Annotated in this window: 17 protein-coding genes and 1 pseudogene; 14 read left to right on the forward strand and 4 right to left on the reverse strand. The window is 44.4% G+C overall.

The features are described 5' to 3' along the window. Nucleotides 1–27: 27 nt before the first annotated feature. From ACYVUU_RS05085 to ACYVUU_RS05125, 9 genes and pseudogenes are all read left to right on the forward strand, one after another. Complete coding sequence (locus ACYVUU_RS05085) at nt 28–879, forward strand: PTS mannose/fructose/sorbose/N-acetylgalactosamine transporter subunit IIC (protein WP_484500152.1); 852 nt, start codon at nt 28–30, stop codon at nt 877–879. Between the two features lie 2 nt (nt 880–881). Next, on the forward strand, nt 882–1718 hold the full coding sequence (locus tag ACYVUU_RS05090) for a PTS system mannose/fructose/sorbose family transporter subunit IID (protein ID WP_484500153.1): 837 nt from the start codon (nt 882–884) through the stop codon (nt 1716–1718). Between the two features lie 41 nt (nt 1719–1759). Then, nucleotides 1760–2074 carry a DUF202 domain-containing protein gene (locus tag ACYVUU_RS05095; protein WP_484500154.1) on the forward strand — a complete coding sequence of 105 codons (315 nt, stop codon included), beginning with the start codon at nt 1760–1762 and terminating at the stop codon, nt 2072–2074. A 385-nt stretch (nt 2075–2459) separates the two neighbouring features. Further along, nucleotides 2460–3065, forward strand: coding sequence for a BRCT domain-containing protein (locus tag ACYVUU_RS05100; RefSeq protein ID WP_484500155.1), 606 nt, complete (start codon nt 2460–2462; stop codon nt 3063–3065). Between the two features lie 139 nt (nt 3066–3204). Next, complete coding sequence (locus tag ACYVUU_RS05105) at nt 3205–3837, forward strand: hypothetical protein (protein WP_484500156.1); 633 nt, start codon at nt 3205–3207, stop codon at nt 3835–3837. 162 nt (nt 3838–3999) lie between these two features. Then, nucleotides 4000–4222, forward strand: a pseudogene (locus ACYVUU_RS05110) (amidohydrolase family protein); the annotation flags it as partial. Between the two features lie 312 nt (nt 4223–4534). After that, on the forward strand, nt 4535–5314 hold the full coding sequence (locus tag ACYVUU_RS05115) for a hypothetical protein (protein ID WP_484500157.1): 780 nt from the start codon (nt 4535–4537) through the stop codon (nt 5312–5314). 88 nt (nt 5315–5402) lie between these two features. Beyond that, a complete protein-coding gene (locus tag ACYVUU_RS05120; protein ID WP_484500158.1) occupies nt 5403–6014 on the forward strand; it encodes a hypothetical protein in 612 nt (203 codons plus the stop codon). Nucleotides 6015–6029: 15 nt separating this feature from the next. Further along, nucleotides 6030–6572, forward strand: a complete 543-nt coding sequence (locus ACYVUU_RS05125; RefSeq protein ID WP_484499174.1) for a hypothetical protein — start codon at nt 6030–6032, stop codon at nt 6570–6572. A 12-nt stretch (nt 6573–6584) separates the two neighbouring features. Here the strand turns inward: ACYVUU_RS05125 and ACYVUU_RS05130 are convergent, their stop codons facing one another. Continuing rightward, nucleotides 6585–7100: a DNA topology modulation protein gene (locus ACYVUU_RS05130; protein ID WP_484499173.1), complete on the reverse strand. Its 516-nt coding sequence runs from the start codon at nt 7098–7100 to the stop codon at nt 6585–6587. Between the two features lie 293 nt (nt 7101–7393). Here ACYVUU_RS05130 and ACYVUU_RS05135 point away from each other — a divergent pair, with 293 nt between their 5' ends. The 5 genes from ACYVUU_RS05135 (at nt 7394) to ACYVUU_RS05155 (ending at nt 11871) form a co-directional block, all read left to right on the forward strand. Then, complete coding sequence (locus tag ACYVUU_RS05135; RefSeq protein ID WP_484499172.1) at nt 7394–7627, forward strand: G5 domain-containing protein; 234 nt, start codon at nt 7394–7396, stop codon at nt 7625–7627. A 32-nt stretch (nt 7628–7659) separates the two neighbouring features. Next, complete coding sequence (locus tag ACYVUU_RS05140) at nt 7660–8319, forward strand: IS607 family transposase (RefSeq protein ID WP_484499171.1); 660 nt, start codon at nt 7660–7662, stop codon at nt 8317–8319. After that, nucleotides 8243–9841, forward strand: coding sequence for an RNA-guided endonuclease TnpB family protein (locus ACYVUU_RS05145; RefSeq protein WP_484500159.1), 1599 nt, complete (start codon nt 8243–8245; stop codon nt 9839–9841). Before ACYVUU_RS05140 ends, ACYVUU_RS05145 begins: the two co-directional genes overlap by 77 nt. Nucleotides 9842–10495: 654 nt before the next feature. Then, the gene (locus ACYVUU_RS05150) at nt 10496–11530 is read left to right on the forward strand and encodes a zinc-binding dehydrogenase (RefSeq protein ID WP_484500160.1); all 1035 of its coding nucleotides are present in this window, start codon (nt 10496–10498) and stop codon (nt 11528–11530) included. Nucleotides 11531–11550: 20 nt separating this feature from the next. Next, nucleotides 11551–11871: a carboxymuconolactone decarboxylase family protein gene (locus ACYVUU_RS05155; protein WP_439774991.1), complete on the forward strand. Its 321-nt coding sequence runs from the start codon at nt 11551–11553 to the stop codon at nt 11869–11871. A 64-nt stretch (nt 11872–11935) separates the two neighbouring features. On the opposite strand, the gene ACYVUU_RS05160 is transcribed toward ACYVUU_RS05155, so the two are convergent. The 3 genes from ACYVUU_RS05160 to ACYVUU_RS05170 form a co-directional block, all read right to left on the reverse strand. Further along, entirely contained in the window at nt 11936–12601 is a 666-nt protein-coding gene (locus ACYVUU_RS05160; protein ID WP_439774992.1) for a hypothetical protein, read from the reverse strand. Between the two features lie 20 nt (nt 12602–12621). Further along, nucleotides 12622–13278: a PdaC/SigV domain-containing protein gene (locus ACYVUU_RS05165; protein ID WP_484500161.1), complete on the reverse strand. Its 657-nt coding sequence runs from the start codon at nt 13276–13278 to the stop codon at nt 12622–12624. Between the two features lie 138 nt (nt 13279–13416). Further along, complete coding sequence (locus ACYVUU_RS05170) at nt 13417–14829, reverse strand: ATP-binding protein (RefSeq protein WP_484500162.1); 1413 nt, start codon at nt 14827–14829, stop codon at nt 13417–13419. Nucleotides 14830–14925: the final 96 nt, after the last annotated feature.

Consider the following 14925-nt stretch of genomic DNA (forward strand, 5'->3'; position numbering starts at 1 on the left):
CTTTTTAAAAAGAGGGAGATTTTTAAAATGACAATTAATTGGTTCCAGGCTGCCATCTTGGGCTTGTTCGCATGTTTGTGTTCCAACTCATGTATGGCAGGTCAAGCAGTTGGTAACTACACGATTGGTCGTCCTTTGGTCGGCGGTTTAGTCTGCGGGATTATCTTAGGCGACTTGAAGCTTGGGATTGCCTGCGGGGTGGCCATGCAGCTGGTCTACATCGCCTTGGTTACTCCTGGTGGTACTGTTTCAGCCGACGTCCGGGCAATTTCTTACATCGGGATTCCCCTGGCTATGGTGGCAATTTCCGCACAAAACTTGAATCCTTTGAGCACTTCAGCCGCTAACTTGGCCAAGTCAGTCGGTACCCTGGTCGGTACGGTCGGGACTGTTCTCTACTACGCCGTTGCGACGATGAACTTGGTTTGGCAGTCATTTGGCTGGAAGGATGTTGAAAATGGCAAGCTGGATAAGCTGTATGCGGTCAACTTTGGCTGGCCATGGGTATCTCACGCTTTGTTCTCCTTTATCCCAACCATGCTTTTGACCCACTTTGGGGCAGCAGCCGTTACTGCTTTGCGTAACGCTTTGCCAATGGACGGGATTCCAATGAAGACCCTGTTTACGGTCGGCGGGATGCTGCCATGTGTCGGGATCGCTATCTTACTGCGGCAGATTGTCAACAAGCCAATGGACTTCGTGCCATTCCTGGTTGGTTTCACTTTCTGCGCATCCCTGCACTTGAACTTGGTTTCAGTAACGATCGTTTCCCTGCTCTTCGCTGCAATCATGTACGAAGTTCAAATGGTCGAAAGCAAGCGGGTAACTGTATCAGCCGGCTCAATTGATGATGACGATGAGGAAGAGGAGGACATCTAATCATGGACAACGCTAAGAAACTGGACAAAAAGACTTTAAGCAAGTCATTTAATTTATGGTTCTGGGGTGCATTGACCTGCTTCTCCCAAGAACACATGCAGACTTTTGGCTACATGGCCTCCATGCTGCCAATTCTGAAAAAGCTTTATCCAAAACATGAAGACCAGGTCAACGCTATCCACGCTTACACTGCCTTCTTCAACACCAACCCAATGCTGGGTTCAGTAATTGTTGGTATTACGGCAAGTATGGAAGAAGCCCGGGCAAATGACCGCGGGATTGATGGCGAAACGATCAACGACATGCGGGCCGGTTTGATGGGGCCAATTGCCGGGATCGGTGACTCTTTGATCGACGGGACCTTGATCCCAATTCTGTTGGGTATTGCTTTAGGGATGTCTAGCGGCGGTTCACCAGTCGGTGCTATCTTCTACATTGTCGTTTGGGTACTTTTAGCCTACTTTGGCCAGCGCTTCCTTTACTTCCGCGGCTACCAGTTGGGAGATAAGGCGGTAGAATTCCTCGTCGGTGAGCAAGGCGCGGCTGTCCGCCGGGCAATTGGTACGGTTGGTGCCATGGTTGTCGGCGGGGTGCTGGCATCATGGGTTAACGTAACTACCTCTTTGAAGCTGTACAACTCAAACGGCAAGGTCTTCCTGGACCTGCAAAAGCAGCTTGACTCAATCTTCCCAGGCCTCTTGACAGTTTTGATCACCATCTTCTGCTGGTGGCTGATGTCTAAGAAGCACGTTTCAGCAATCTGGACTATGCTGATTTTGGTTGTAATTTCATTTGTCGGCGTCCTGCTCGGCTTCTTCAACCCAGGTCTGTCCTACTAATATTAGTCCTTGCCGTTCTTAGACTAGAAAGGAACCTAATCATGACTTTTGAAGAAATGCGTAAGGGATATCAAGACGAAGTAGCTTATCAAAAGCATATGTTAAAAAATCTGGGCTACTGGTTCCAGCTCGGCAGTATTCTTAGCGGAAGCGGAATTGTCTTGGTCTACTTCTTCCATTCCAAAAACATTTTTCTCGATGTTTTAGGGATCGCCTTGCTAGTTTTGGGGGCGGCAGGGATGTTGCTATTTGGTTATGCTGGCTGGAAAGGCCAGCGGAATCTTCAAGCTCTGATCGATGATTATGAGCAGAAGGTTGATTACCTGCAAAAGCAGGTCAGTCATGGTAGACACTAGTACCACTATTTCCAACTCTCAATTACTCAACTCCTCAAAATAGTAAAACGAGTTACAAAACTTCCATAATACAAATTGCTCTGCAGTCGCTGGATGAGAGCCTGGTGGCAGCAGGGCAATTTTTTTGTACTTTACGGATTGCAAAGATAAAGTTGCGTGAACGCTTGTGTACGACTGAATTTTTGAGCGGGAAGACGAATACCATTTTTGATAGATTCTGATGGAGAAAGTAAATTGCTTTTTACTGTGATTGCTTAGCCTGCGCGTTTGCGCGGGCTTTTCCTTTCCGAAAAAGCAGGACTTTGCGGGACTTCTTGAAAGTGCTTAAATTAACTTGCTGAGAAAAAATCTTGTGGTTGCTATATGAGCAAAGGAAAAATATAATATGGAAAATACTAATTACCAAGGGCTGAGCGATAACGAAGTGTTTTGCACTGTCCTGAAGAATGATGAAACTGCTATGCGGGTGCTCCAGGCTCTTTTCCCAGACGTGAAAATGTCTCAGGTGCTGCTGAACACGGCAGGATGTAAGCAAGATCAGGTTAATGGCCCGCTTGCCCAAGTTGTTGTGCTGGATGAAGATGAGAAGAAGCACTTCTACTCGTTGCGGATGGCAAAAGAAAGCGACAATCTTGGCCTCCTTGGCCGTTATTGCACGTCTAAGATGGACATGACGATGTTCAGACTGATCGGTGAAGATTACTTCGATGAAGACTGCGGAGCGGTAATCTTGTGCGGCTTTAATCCATATGGCAGCAACGCGGTAAAGGTTGTTCACCAATTCCGTAGCACTAAATACCCTGATCTTATTTTGCCTGGCCAATGCCCTGTGATCATCATTAACGGAAAGGGAGAAGAGGAAGGTGAAACAAGTGACATGAAGTCTCTTACTCATGTGATTTGCGGTGACTACAGTCTGGATGAGCCTCTTGCCGTATTCTTGAAGGAGATGATCATCGCAGCTAACAAAAAGCTGAATTTGGTGAAATAGGTATTTTTTTTAAAAATATGCGCTTAATTGCACCGCTCAATGTAATCTAAGATGGTAAAATATGGCTTAGATACTATTTTTGAGGCGGGAAAGCATGCGGCAAAGACATTACTCACATATAAGGATCAGTGCTTCAAGGATGAATGAACTGGAAGATGCAAAAAAGGCCCTGCTTCTGGAAGACGTAAATGTCGGTGAATTAGCTAATATAACAGGCATACCATATCAGACTATCCGGAACATGCGTCATAAACCTGAACTCTTGGAAAGGGCTTCATGGCCCAGGGTGGAAACCTTGGCTCAGCTCTACGATGATCTGCTGACTAATAAGCTGGTAATTGTCCAAGGGATGTTCAGACAAGGCATACCTGGCTATAATGAGCAAGAAGATGGTAATACAGAACGGCATAAGTTCTGGTATGAGGAAGATTTAAGCAACAGCTACAGCGTGGTGACTATCGGAATCGATGAAGCTTATTTTGAATGGTCCGCTAGCGTGTCAATCGAAGAAGCGTCACAAGCAGATGCTGAAAAGTATAACAATGGCAGACCAGCAGTTATCAAGACGCTGAGGATGATTCCCTTTTTAAACAAGGTGGCCAACTACTACTACGGTTTAGATATTAATGAGCAGGACCCGGATTCAGTAAAGCTGCTCAAAGACAGACTGGCAGATGACTTTGGCCGGGGCTTTGCTGATAAAGTAATGGGAATCAATGAAATGTTGAACAAGATCACCGAAAAAATGCAGCGGGAAGAGTTCCCGGAATAGACGAAAGAGACTGGCAATTAATTTTGTCAGTCTTTTTTCTGCTGAAAAAGGAATCATTTTAGTTAGACTTAAAGAAAAAAGTTTTTGGCAGAAATGAGATGAAGATGTAATTCTAACTGTCAATAACTTGGGATAATGTCCCGTAAAATTTAAATTATTCAGACCTGGAAAGAACTGGTTGAACTTACCAGAGCAGGGGCAAGCAATTATCAAGCTTTGCGGGCCGCTGGCCTGGGCAGTGCTGAAGATCGACCAGGAATACGGCTTCCTTGAGGTGGGCAAGTATGCTGACTTCCTTGTGTTTAAGGATAATCCACTGCAAGATGTGGCAGCGGTTGGTCAAAGCGATAAGCAGGTATACCAACACGGGCAAAGAAAGTTTTAGTGAACGTAACTCTAGACAGTTTTCTGTCTAGAGTTTTTATTTTTTTGGAAAAGAAACTGGCGTTCGGGAAAATATGGTGGTAGAATAAGGACAGAAACAGAACGTGAGTACGGCTTAGGGATGAGATGCCGGAGGTAAGTGTTAACTGCTTGGGAGATTGGATAGAGAAAAAATTTAGTTTTTTGTAAAAAATGTACTATTTATGGTACAAGAAATATGGGGTGTGCTATAATTTTGGGCAAAACAAGCAAGTTGATGTAGAAAATCTGAATGGGTTAAAGTCCTTATGTTTTCGAAATGGGGGTGAAGAAAATGGATGAGCAAGGGTACGTAATCGTCGACAAAGATACAGGTTTGTATTTCGCAAGAAACTGTTCTGAAAGGTATACTGTCCGCATTTGGCTGGCGTCTAAGTACCAAGAAGAAAAATATGCCAAGAGAATGCTGGACATGATAAAAAAGAGTCCGGCTGCCTATAAAACCGCAAAACCTGAGAATCTGACCTTACAGCTCTGTAATCTCAAAGGCCTGAAAGAAAAGACACCAGAGGAGCTGCTGTCAAGGGAGCAGGAAGAAGAACTTCAAGCATTCATGCAAGAGATCGGCCGGGGCACGGCATATGACAAGATTAGTGATTTTTGCAAGAATCCCTTGTTTATTGAGCCTTTGAGAAATCTGCTGCTGGAAAAGATCAAGCATGACACGGATGTCACCATCGATTTGCTTCACGTCATCGAGCTGACGCCGTACAGTCAAGACTTAAGCGCGAAACTGGTAAAGTTCGAGCGAAATCAAAGACTTGATCGGCGTAAGTACAAGGATGCCATGAATCTGCTTGAGCTGCTTTATCCTAAAGGGGCGGTGACGACAACAGAAGAGAGAATGCGACAGTATGTGAAACGGGTCGTTAAAATTCAGACTGAACGCCGGGTGTATGTTGTCAGAACGCAAGAAGTAAGCAAGTCTTTTTCCGACCTTTTCAAAGAAGAGGACGGAATGATGTATTTGGCAATGCGCAGGCCGCTTCCAAGCAAAGCTGCTGGGTTAAACTGGTTAACAGAAACAAAGAGAAAAGTCTCCCAACTGTTGTAGCTGGGAAAAATTAAGTTAAGGTGTTATTGAAGTTGGTACTTTTTATAGTACAAGCAATAGATGAAGCTAGAAAATTTTAGGGGGTAAAATGATGAAGTCAGAAGAAGAAATCGCCAAAGTCGAATTGGACGCGGGGCTTAAGGAAGTTGATGACGGTGACAAGAATGAAGCCTTGGCCAAGCTTGCGTTCATCTTTCGCCTGGAATTGATGGAGAAGAACAATCTGAGCCTTACTGAGCAAGAGGGGACGCAGTTAGGGATGGTTTTGACTACGATCATGATGGACATGACGGAGCATGGCCGCCTCACGCAAGATCAACTTGTCCAAGAATGCAAGAACATTTTGCTGCAGAAGAACAGGAGAATCATGGCAGAAGGCGATGGCCGGCTTGCACCAGGGCAATTGCAGGAACTTTTAGCCGCGAATAATATGAGTGAAGAAGAGTTTGCGGCAAGAGAATTTGAAATGGAAATAAGCAAGTTTCCTCGTGACATGGATCCAGTGATTTTGGCAACGTATGCTTTTGCCAGAATGAAGAAGCTCATGGAAGAAGAGTTTCCGAGCTTTGAAGATGACGATTATGCACACATGGCCTCGGTACAGATTACTGTTTTGGCAGATATGCTGCAGAGCGGGATTTTGAGTTACAACGATCTGTATCAAGAGACGTTGGAAGTAATCGAACAACTGCTTGGATAGGAAGAAGGAAAAACAATGATATTGATGGACAGTCTGGATGAACTGTATGAGATTGTTGACAAGACAACTAAAGAGGATGAGCTGGTCAACGACTTCACTAGAGTACGGGTTGACGTTGCTCAAGCGAGGAATAAGCTGCATTTGCTCCACGCTTTGATGGAATCGAGGAATTTGTCTGAAGAAGAGGCGATGAAGGCATTGGGATACGCGCCAGCTTCGGTAGAAAGATGCAAACAGGCAGTTGCTGATTTAGGGCAGTTAAAGGAAACGGATGATAAATTTAGCGATAAGAAGTTGAGCAACGAAGACATGGTTTCTGTTTTGAATTCAATCATGACCATGGGCGGAGGGGATGACTTGCAAGAAGCCATTGAAGAACTCACTAATGAAGATCCAAATGGCAGCACAAGCATGAATGAAGTATTTACCCAACATACAGCAAAGAGAATTGCCAAAGCAAAGGCAGCGCAAAATAAGCATGCAGTTGAGTATCTGATGCAGTCTATGAATCTCGACAAGTATCAAGCAGAAACAGCATTGGGACTGGATGCTGAATAAGCTGATTTGCTGCTAGTCTTTTATATTTTGCAGATACTCGTTAAGTTGCTGCTGATCCCGGAGGACAACTACTTTGCTGGGATACTTTTTCTGGACTCGGACATAGCGGTCTTGGATATTTTTTGACCGGCCGTCCCAAAGAATCCACTTGATAAACTCAAAATCCAATTTTTCATCGCAGCCTACTGTCATATCAGGCCGGGTCTTTCCTTTGTAGTTACGATAGCGGTTGATGCAGCGAAGCAGGCAATCTTTTCTACTGAATAAGAGTTGGATAATGATGTCCGCTTCAATGATTCTGCGTTCATAGCTGAGTTTGTTGTAGTTTCCATCAATGACCCAGCCGCTAGGATTATCGTTAAGAAAAGTTTGGACGATCTTGCCTTGTTCTTCCGTTGATCTCGTTTTCCAGTTTGGCAAAAATTGGACGCTATCCAAGTGAAGAATGGGAACTTGGTACAATTCACCTAACTTGCGGGATAGAGTTGACTTGCCAGAGCCACTGTAACCCATTACTGCGATCTTCATGATGTGTTCCTTTCGGTATTCTTTTGACGTTATCAATATTATATCAAGTCAGCTACACAGTAGATAAATTATACCCATGGATCATCAAACTTTCTTTAGTTTCTTTGATGATTTGTATAGAACTAGAAACTAGTGGAGCAATGCGAATGTATTGGGTCTATGGTGCCGAACAAGAAGTCCATAACAATTGAACCTCACCCGGAAGATAAGAAAAGTGGTGCATATTCTCGAATTCCACTATCAGACCTACCTATGGTCTCACGGTAGATGAGATCCAAAGAAAGATTGATCAAGTGGTTTCTGTTGGTACTAAGTCGGAAGTTGAATACAAAGTTACTCCTTATAAAACGATTCAGAAGTATGATCCTAATCTGCCAAAGGGGACTACGATAGTTACAGGCGGGGAAAATGGCTCAACTAAGAGTATCACGCCATACTATTTAGATGAAAAAACGGTTTTGACTGCTGAAAAGTATTCATTTTATCCAATGCTAAATAGCAACGTTTCTTACCAATTCTTGATATAATATCTATATCGAAAGATTGGAAGGAAGAAACGATGAGCGAATACATGTCCATATCAAAAGCAGCTGAGTACCTTAACGTTGCCAAGTCAACTCTCCGCAATTGGGAAGCTGAGGGATTGATTACACCGCTTAGAACCGCCTCCAATCAACGTCGCTACACTAAAGAAATGCTAGATGAAGTTCTGCAAGGAAATGTGACGGCATCTAAGCCTAAGAAGCTACTGACCATCGGCTATTGCCGGGTTTCTTCTGGTCATCAAAAAGAAGGCCTCCAAAGGCAGAAGGATGTAGTGTCTAGATATTGCGAAGTCAATGGCTATCAGTTTAAGATCATTCAAGACGTTGGATCAGGTCTCAACTATAAGAAAAAGGGCCTAACCGAGTTGATCAACATGATCTGTAAGAAACAGTGTGAACGAGTCGTGGTAAATTACCAAGACCGACTTGTTCGTTTTGGCTTTGAAATGATTGAGACGATCTGCCAGGCAAACGACGTAGAGCTAGTTGTCATCAATCAGACAGACAACGTTGATCCTAATTCAGAACTTGTAGAAGATGTTTTATCTATAATCACTGTTTTCTCAGCTAAGCTGTATGGAAAGAGGTCGCGTCAGAATGCAAGAGTCATCCAAGAAAGCCAAAAGCTCTTCAATCAAGCAGACAGTGACAAAGACTCAGCCCAAGACAGTTAGAGTCTACTCCAAAAAGTTAAGCGATGAAGAATTTGCCAGAATGTCCGACTTCTTTGAAAGATACGGCAGATGTCGGCATTTCTTTTTGAACCGCTACTGCGGCATCAAGTCGATGCTTGCGGTTAATAGCTGGCAGGCCCTGCGCAACCAAGTTCGCAAGTGGGACAAACCGGTTAAAGGCGCAAAAGGAAAGCTGGAAACAGTCTACAACTTTCAGACCAAGCACTGGGTAGGTGCTCTCCGCGAGGCATGTGCCAACATAAAAAGTATGTGGTCGAATCTGGCTAACCGCTTGAAGAAAGTGATTCAAGGAAATGAAAATCTTTCTGCAGATCAGCGCCACCTTTTGTTCTTTATCTTGAAATTTAAAAGTGCATGGCAAGCCGTTCTTCTTCACAAGCCAATCGATTTGCCGGAAGAATATGCCGAAGCTTTAACTGAAATAGAAGCTAAGCTGACGGATAAGCAAATCAAGCAAGCATACAGCTACTTACGCCGGATTACGTATCGCTATCACTACCGAGCACGCAAGTCGGGCAAGCTTGGCTCTAGCATGAAGTGTGACTTGAATTGGGCATTTGAAGGAAATATTTTTTCATTCAGTTCAGACGTGCCTAGAAAGCAGTTTTCTGTGGAGATGACCAGCCCGTGGAGTTATCCACGCACCGGCGATATCACAGTAGTGCTAGACCGCATCAAGCAGCGCCTCGAAGTTCATAAGCTGATCACTAGCAAACGCTACAGCAACGATTCAAAGAAGGCGATCGGCATTGACAAGGGGCTTGCCACCTTGCTTTCCTGCAGCAGCGGCAATGAATATGGTGAAAATTTCAGCAATCTTGCCAATGCCATCGTTGACAAGTACGGCAAGCGAAACGCAAATCGGCAGCCATATATGAGTTTGCGCTGGCTGCTCAATCAGCAGCTTGAGCAACTGGAAAAGGCAAACAAACCTTTGTCTAAGACTGCTTTGAGGAAGAAAAGAAAACTGCTTGGCAAGCTTAAGAATCTGGAGCAAAACAATATCGGAAGAAAGTCGTATGACAAGAGCTACCGCTCAGCTCAAGAAACCGTCCGAAGCTTTATCAACTGTGCGATAAACAGAATGATCGAGACAGAGCATCCGGCGGTCATTGCCAAGGAAGACTTGACATTCGTAAAAGAAAAAGGCATCAAATCAGATAACAGCAGATTCGCAAGAAAGATGCGCAAGCGCTTGAATTCATGGACTAAGGGCCAACTGGATGAACGCATTGAATATCTTTCAAGCAAGAATTCGATTGAAACTCATAATGTCAATCCGGCATATACTTCTCAGTACTGTCCGATCTGCGGGCAGCATTTTGAGGAAAGATACGGCAGTCATCATGAACTGACTAAATGCAAGAAATGCGGCGAGATGAATGCGAACATTGCCGCAGCAAAAAATATATTGAGTAGATTAACTGACGAAGAAATCACGCTTTACACGCCTTACAAGCGAGTTAAGGAAATTCTTGACAGTCGGATAAAAGAAGCATAAGCCTAGTAATACCACAAAGTTGAAGGCTCTAGCATGTAAGAGCAGTCAGCTTTAACGAACTCAGTTCGGGGTATTAAAATCGCGGCTTGACTGCTTCGAGAAGGCATCACGATATGCTTGCCTGCTTTTTTGCGGGCAAGATGCCTTCAAGACTGCCATGCTAAAAGTTTTCAGTGGGGCAGATAAAAAGCTATTGGATGACGCCATCCGGCGTTGTTTGACAGCCAACCGTACTCACTGACCTTAACTTCAAAAGGTTAAAAATCTGATTTCTTTTGCCAAGTTGAATCTACCCATAGATTTCACTAGAAAGGAATATCAGAAAAACTTACCAATACTGATGTGATTATCAAGATTTAGTAAGTTTTATGATTCGGGATATGTCCAAGCAGGTGCTGAACTCGAAGTTAAGAACCCGGTTGATAAGGTCGTTGTCATTGGAACCAAGGAAAGCAACTAATCTACAGAGAAGGAACTAATCAAACCATACACTAACAAACCGCATCCCACGCATGGGGTGCGGTTTTGTAATCTAAGGGACTATACCTTTCATGAATACCAATATACAAGCTAAGTAATCGCCAAAATTATAGCTAAAGGCTACAATAATCATAAAGAATATTAGCGAATTTTTACAAGAGAAAGCGAGAAAAAATGAAAGCAGCATATTTCGTTAAAAAGGGCCTGGTTGAAGCCCGGGAAGTTGAAGACGCGACACTTGAACAAGACACCGACGCGGTGGTTCGCGTAATTAGAGCCTGCGTCTGCGGTTCAGACCTGTGGTGGTTCAGAGGCATCTCTGACCGGCCTGAAGGCACGGTTGGCCACGAAGCCATCGGGATCGTGGAAGCAGTCGGTGACAAGGTCGACAATGTCAAGGTCGGTGACTTTGTTATCGCTCCCTTTACTCACGGCTGCATGAAGTGCAAGATCTGCAAGGCTGGTTTTGATGGCAACTGTCCTAACGTAGAAGCCGGCGGCAACAAGGGCTACCAGGCAGAAAAGCTGCGTTTTAAGAACGCCAGCGCCTTGGTGAAAATCCCTGGCCAGCCAAGCGACTATACTGAAGAACAATTGAAAGACTTTTTGACTTTGTCAGACGTTATGGCAACTGGCTACCATGCTGCGGCTAGCGCGGAAGTTAAGCCGGGGGATGCGGTAGCAGTTATCGGTGACGGCGCCGTTGGTTTGTGCGGGGTTATCGCGGCTAAGCTGCGCGGTGCTGAAAAGATCATTTTGCTCAGTCACCACGAAGACCGGGCAGCCTTGGGCAAGGAATTCGGCGCAACTGACATCGTCAGTGAACGCGGTGAAGACGCGGTCAAGAAGGTTTTGGAACTGACTGGCGGCTACGGCGCTGACGCTGTTTTGGAATGCGTTGGGGCAAGCAGCTCTATTGACCAGGCTGGTCAGATTGCCCGTGCTGGTGCGGTTGTCGGCCGGGTAGGGGTTCCGCAAAAGGAACCGGAAACCAACAAGTTCTTCTGGAAGAATGTCGGCTGGCGTGGCGGGATCGCTAACGTCACTACTTACGACCATGAAGTATTGCTGGACGCTGTTTTAAAGGGTGAAATCCACCCAGGCAAGGTCTTCACTAAGAGTTTTGACCTTGATCATGTGCAAGACGCATACGATGCAATGGACCAGCGGCAAGCAATTAAGTCATTGCTGGTTGTGGCAGACAAGTAATTTTTTTATGGGTGATAAAAATGGCAGAAAAACAAACTGCAGGCCGCGATCGTTTGGGCAAGTTAGCACCAAAGTTCGCGGAGCTGAACGATGACGTTTTGTTTGGGGAAGTTTGGTCAAGAGAAGACAAATTGTCGGCTAGAGACCGGAGCATGATTACCATTGCCGCACTGTTTTCCGCAGGCTTGTACCCGCAACTGAAGAGCCACTTGGAATTGGGCAAAAAGCATGGAATCACCAAGGAAGAGGCAGTGGAGATTGTCACTCAGCTGGCTTTCTACTGCGGCTGGCCTAAGGCGTGGAGTACTTTCCCTTTGATTGAAGAAGTTTACGGAGACTAAACCAGAATATGCAAAAAAGATCGTCAGACCACATGGGTGGAATGACGATCTTTGTTTTTGCTGATTACTTGTAGCGGGAAGGGATGACGAAGTACTTACTGTTGTATGCCGCGGCAATCCGTGGATATACATATACTTTTCCGCCCTTAAGAGTGTAATTCATCTTAGAAGCATGCGTGGTGCGTAAGTACTCATCGTCAGCCCCAAGGTCTACAGCGCCATAATAGAGTTGTGTGCCTATACTACTTTTATCGCCTTCCGCAACATCGAAAACAGTAAGCTTTTTTCCAGTCTTAAGGGAGTAGGTCCAACTACCTGTAAAGTAAGTAGCGCTTCCGCCAATATTATAATCTTGACCGTATCTAAAGGAGATAACGCCATTTTTATTGTAGGTTGCACGTGGCTTTACAATATCATCGTAGGTTGTATGAGTACCTACATGCTTGGAATCCCATTTTGCGAACTCAAATAATTCCTTCTTGTGCTTAAGTTCAGCCGTATAGCTTTTTCGTAAAGACTCATTGATTTTCTTGATGGCAGCTGAATTGCCTTTCAATTGTGGTAGTTTGTAGGCAAAAATAGCTTTAATCCCATGCTTGTATTTTCTAACTGTTTTATATTGCTTAAAGTAGTACTTCGCAGAGCTGCTAGCTTCTGCTTTGGAACTGGTAACTAATCCTACAGACAGAGCCAATGCAAGGGCACTAGCGACAACATATTTCTTTTTCATGTTATTTCTCCAATTAGCTATTACTTGTACCGAGCAGGCAGGGTGAAAGACTTAAGCATGGTTGGGCCATTAACTTGCGGGTACACATATACTTTGCCGCTCTTCAAGACAAAGCTTAAATCCTTCAAATCCATTGACTTGAAATAGTAGCTTTCAGCCCCAAACTTTTTGGCGCCTTTAACCAACTTCTTCTTCACACTCGCACGGCTGCCCTTAGCCACATCATAAACGTTCAACTTCTTGCCAGTTTTAAGTGAGTAGGTCAAGCTATCTAAGGTGTCCCGTCGAACACCGCCAGCCCACCATTTCTTATAAGTCCGAAATGATATAACTTTGCTCTTGTTATAGATTGCCTTTGTAGTCGTCGTATCGAAATAGCTTTGGTTAGAGAATTCAGCCGCGTCTTGTTTAGCAAAGTGGAAGACAGTCTTCGAATTTTTCTTCTCGGTACTATAGCTCTTCTTCATGTCCTTGTTGATCTTCTTTACCGCGGCGGAGTTGCCTTTCAGTTGCGGCAGTTGGTAGGAAAAAGTCGCCCTCATCCCATGCCTATACTTCCTAACCGACCGGTATTGCTTGATCGTGTACTTAGCTGAGTTGGCTTCTGCCTTAGGAGCAGCCACCAAACCAAGAGTTACAGCTGCGACAAGTGCACCAGTTATCACACTTTTCTTCATAAACTCACTCCTCGTATGTTTGAAACAAATATTACCACTTCATATTGTACTACTGAAACTGAACTTAAAAAATCTAACTTACGAAAAAACGTCAGACCTCACATGAGAAGTCTGACGAAACTTGTTTTATCAACTTTTTCAAAAATCATCAAAGAGAATTAGTCTAACTTTTTGCATTTCAGCCAGCTCTTTAAAAGAAGGGCTGCTCTCTTTGACAAAGAAGTAGAGATGAGTTTTCGTGATGCCGAATTTCGAACTAAGCAGTGCCGCCCGGCTGCGCAAGGTATCTAGCATTTGCGGGCTCAGCTTCTCTGCCTTGCGCCACTTGCATTCACCAATAATCGCTTCTTTTTTGTCATAACTCACGGCAACCAAATCGACTTCTTCTTGTCGTTTAAGGGCAGGATTGTAGCCCCACCAGCTGCTAATTTCCTGCGGGTCGAAGGGGAGGTCATCTTGTCTCCAGGTCCATTCCCTGCAGGCTTTCTCAAAAACTGGTCCTAAAAAGTTTGGCAGATCCGCCATGATCCTTGTTAAGAGACCATTTGTCCGGCCAAGTGAAATCTTATCCTGTTGGCCTGAAATATATTGGAACCAGAATTGAAACATTGTGTCTGAGATGTGGTAGATGGCATTCTTGGTATTTTTCTCAAGGATAGGCAACTTCCTTTCAACCATTTCCAGTTCTTGCAAGCGGCTGAAGTAGGGGCTCAAGCTAGATGCACTGTTCAACCCGATCGCTTGGTAAATTTCATTTGGCTTTGTTTTCCCTTGTGCTAAAGCAACCAGGATCGAATAGTAGGTTGCTGGCTTTCGGAGTTCTTCTTGCAGCAGGACATTCGGCTCGTCTTGTAAAATGGCATTATTCCGCAAAAAAAGCCGGTTGATATTCTCTTCAATGCTTTTGTCTTGATCGATAAAGCTGAGATACTGTGGAATCCCTCCGGTGATGCCGTAGTAGGCTAGAAGGTCCTCATTTTTGGCAAGGGGGAGCATTTTCTTAGTGTCAAAAATATCAAACGGCCGTATTTTAAACTGGCCAGTTTTTCTGCCGTAAAGTGGACTTTGATGGCCTAATACTTGGTGCTGCATAAAGGACATTGATGATCCGCACAGAATCAGCATGATGTTGTCATACTCTTTAAAAATGTGGTCAATGGCAAACTGGAGAACTGAGCTGATTTCTGATGCTGATTGGGCGAAGTAGGGGAATTCATCCAGGACAAAAATCAATTTGCGATCTTGCATGTTCGCCAGGTCCTGTACCTTGCTAAAAATATCCCGGAAATTGCTATAGCTAAAACTGCGATCTAAACGGTTAGGATTTTCGAAGTCCAGAACCGCATTGGTCAGATAGTTTAAGTTGAGTTCTTTTGTTGCTTCAATTCCTTTTGCATAAATTGCTGGCTTGTCTTTAATTAATTCTTTGATCAGAGATGTCTTTCCAACTCTGCGCCGGCCATAGATAACCGCCATTTCAAAGCGAGGACTCTGATACATGTCAGCCAGGCTCGCAAGCTCTGCTTCCCGGGCAATAAAAGTTTGACTCATTATGTTTACCTCTAATCATGATTAATATAATCGTGTTTAGTCTAATCGTAATTATTATAATCGTAATTATAGTCATCAGCAAGAATTTTGCCGAAA

This window comes from Lactobacillus sp. WILCCON 0058 (genome assembly GCF_057198005.1).

Excerpts from the sequence above, each read along its gene's own strand:
- ACYVUU_RS05150 (WP_484500160.1), top strand. The coding sequence starts at position 10,496 with ATGAAAGCAGCATATTTCGTTAAAAAGGGCCTGGTTGAAGCCCGGGAA.
- ACYVUU_RS05155 (WP_439774991.1), top strand. The coding sequence starts at position 11,551 with ATGGCAGAAAAACAAACTGCAGGCCGCGATCGTTTGGGCAAGTTAGCA.
- ACYVUU_RS05165 (WP_484500161.1), bottom strand. The coding sequence starts at position 13,278 with ATGAAGAAAAGTGTGATAACTGGTGCACTTGTCGCAGCTGTAACTCTT.
- ACYVUU_RS05120 (WP_484500158.1), top strand. The coding sequence starts at position 5,403 with ATGATGAAGTCAGAAGAAGAAATCGCCAAAGTCGAATTGGACGCGGGG.
- ACYVUU_RS05140 (WP_484499171.1), top strand. The coding sequence starts at position 7,660 with ATGAGCGAATACATGTCCATATCAAAAGCAGCTGAGTACCTTAACGTT.
- ACYVUU_RS05160 (WP_439774992.1), bottom strand. The coding sequence starts at position 12,601 with ATGAAAAAGAAATATGTTGTCGCTAGTGCCCTTGCATTGGCTCTGTCT.
- ACYVUU_RS05085 (WP_484500152.1), top strand. The coding sequence starts at position 28 with ATGACAATTAATTGGTTCCAGGCTGCCATCTTGGGCTTGTTCGCATGT.
- ACYVUU_RS05115 (WP_484500157.1), top strand. The coding sequence starts at position 4,535 with ATGGATGAGCAAGGGTACGTAATCGTCGACAAAGATACAGGTTTGTAT.
- ACYVUU_RS05100 (WP_484500155.1), top strand. The coding sequence starts at position 2,460 with ATGGAAAATACTAATTACCAAGGGCTGAGCGATAACGAAGTGTTTTGC.
- ACYVUU_RS05170 (WP_484500162.1), bottom strand. The coding sequence starts at position 14,829 with ATGAGTCAAACTTTTATTGCCCGGGAAGCAGAGCTTGCGAGCCTGGCT.
- ACYVUU_RS05105 (WP_484500156.1), top strand. The coding sequence starts at position 3,205 with ATGAATGAACTGGAAGATGCAAAAAAGGCCCTGCTTCTGGAAGACGTA.
- ACYVUU_RS05095 (WP_484500154.1), top strand. The coding sequence starts at position 1,760 with ATGACTTTTGAAGAAATGCGTAAGGGATATCAAGACGAAGTAGCTTAT.
- ACYVUU_RS05145 (WP_484500159.1), top strand. The coding sequence starts at position 8,243 with ATGCAAGAGTCATCCAAGAAAGCCAAAAGCTCTTCAATCAAGCAGACA.
- ACYVUU_RS05125 (WP_484499174.1), top strand. The coding sequence starts at position 6,030 with ATGATATTGATGGACAGTCTGGATGAACTGTATGAGATTGTTGACAAG.
- ACYVUU_RS05130 (WP_484499173.1), bottom strand. The coding sequence starts at position 7,100 with ATGAAGATCGCAGTAATGGGTTACAGTGGCTCTGGCAAGTCAACTCTA.
- ACYVUU_RS05090 (WP_484500153.1), top strand. The coding sequence starts at position 882 with ATGGACAACGCTAAGAAACTGGACAAAAAGACTTTAAGCAAGTCATTT.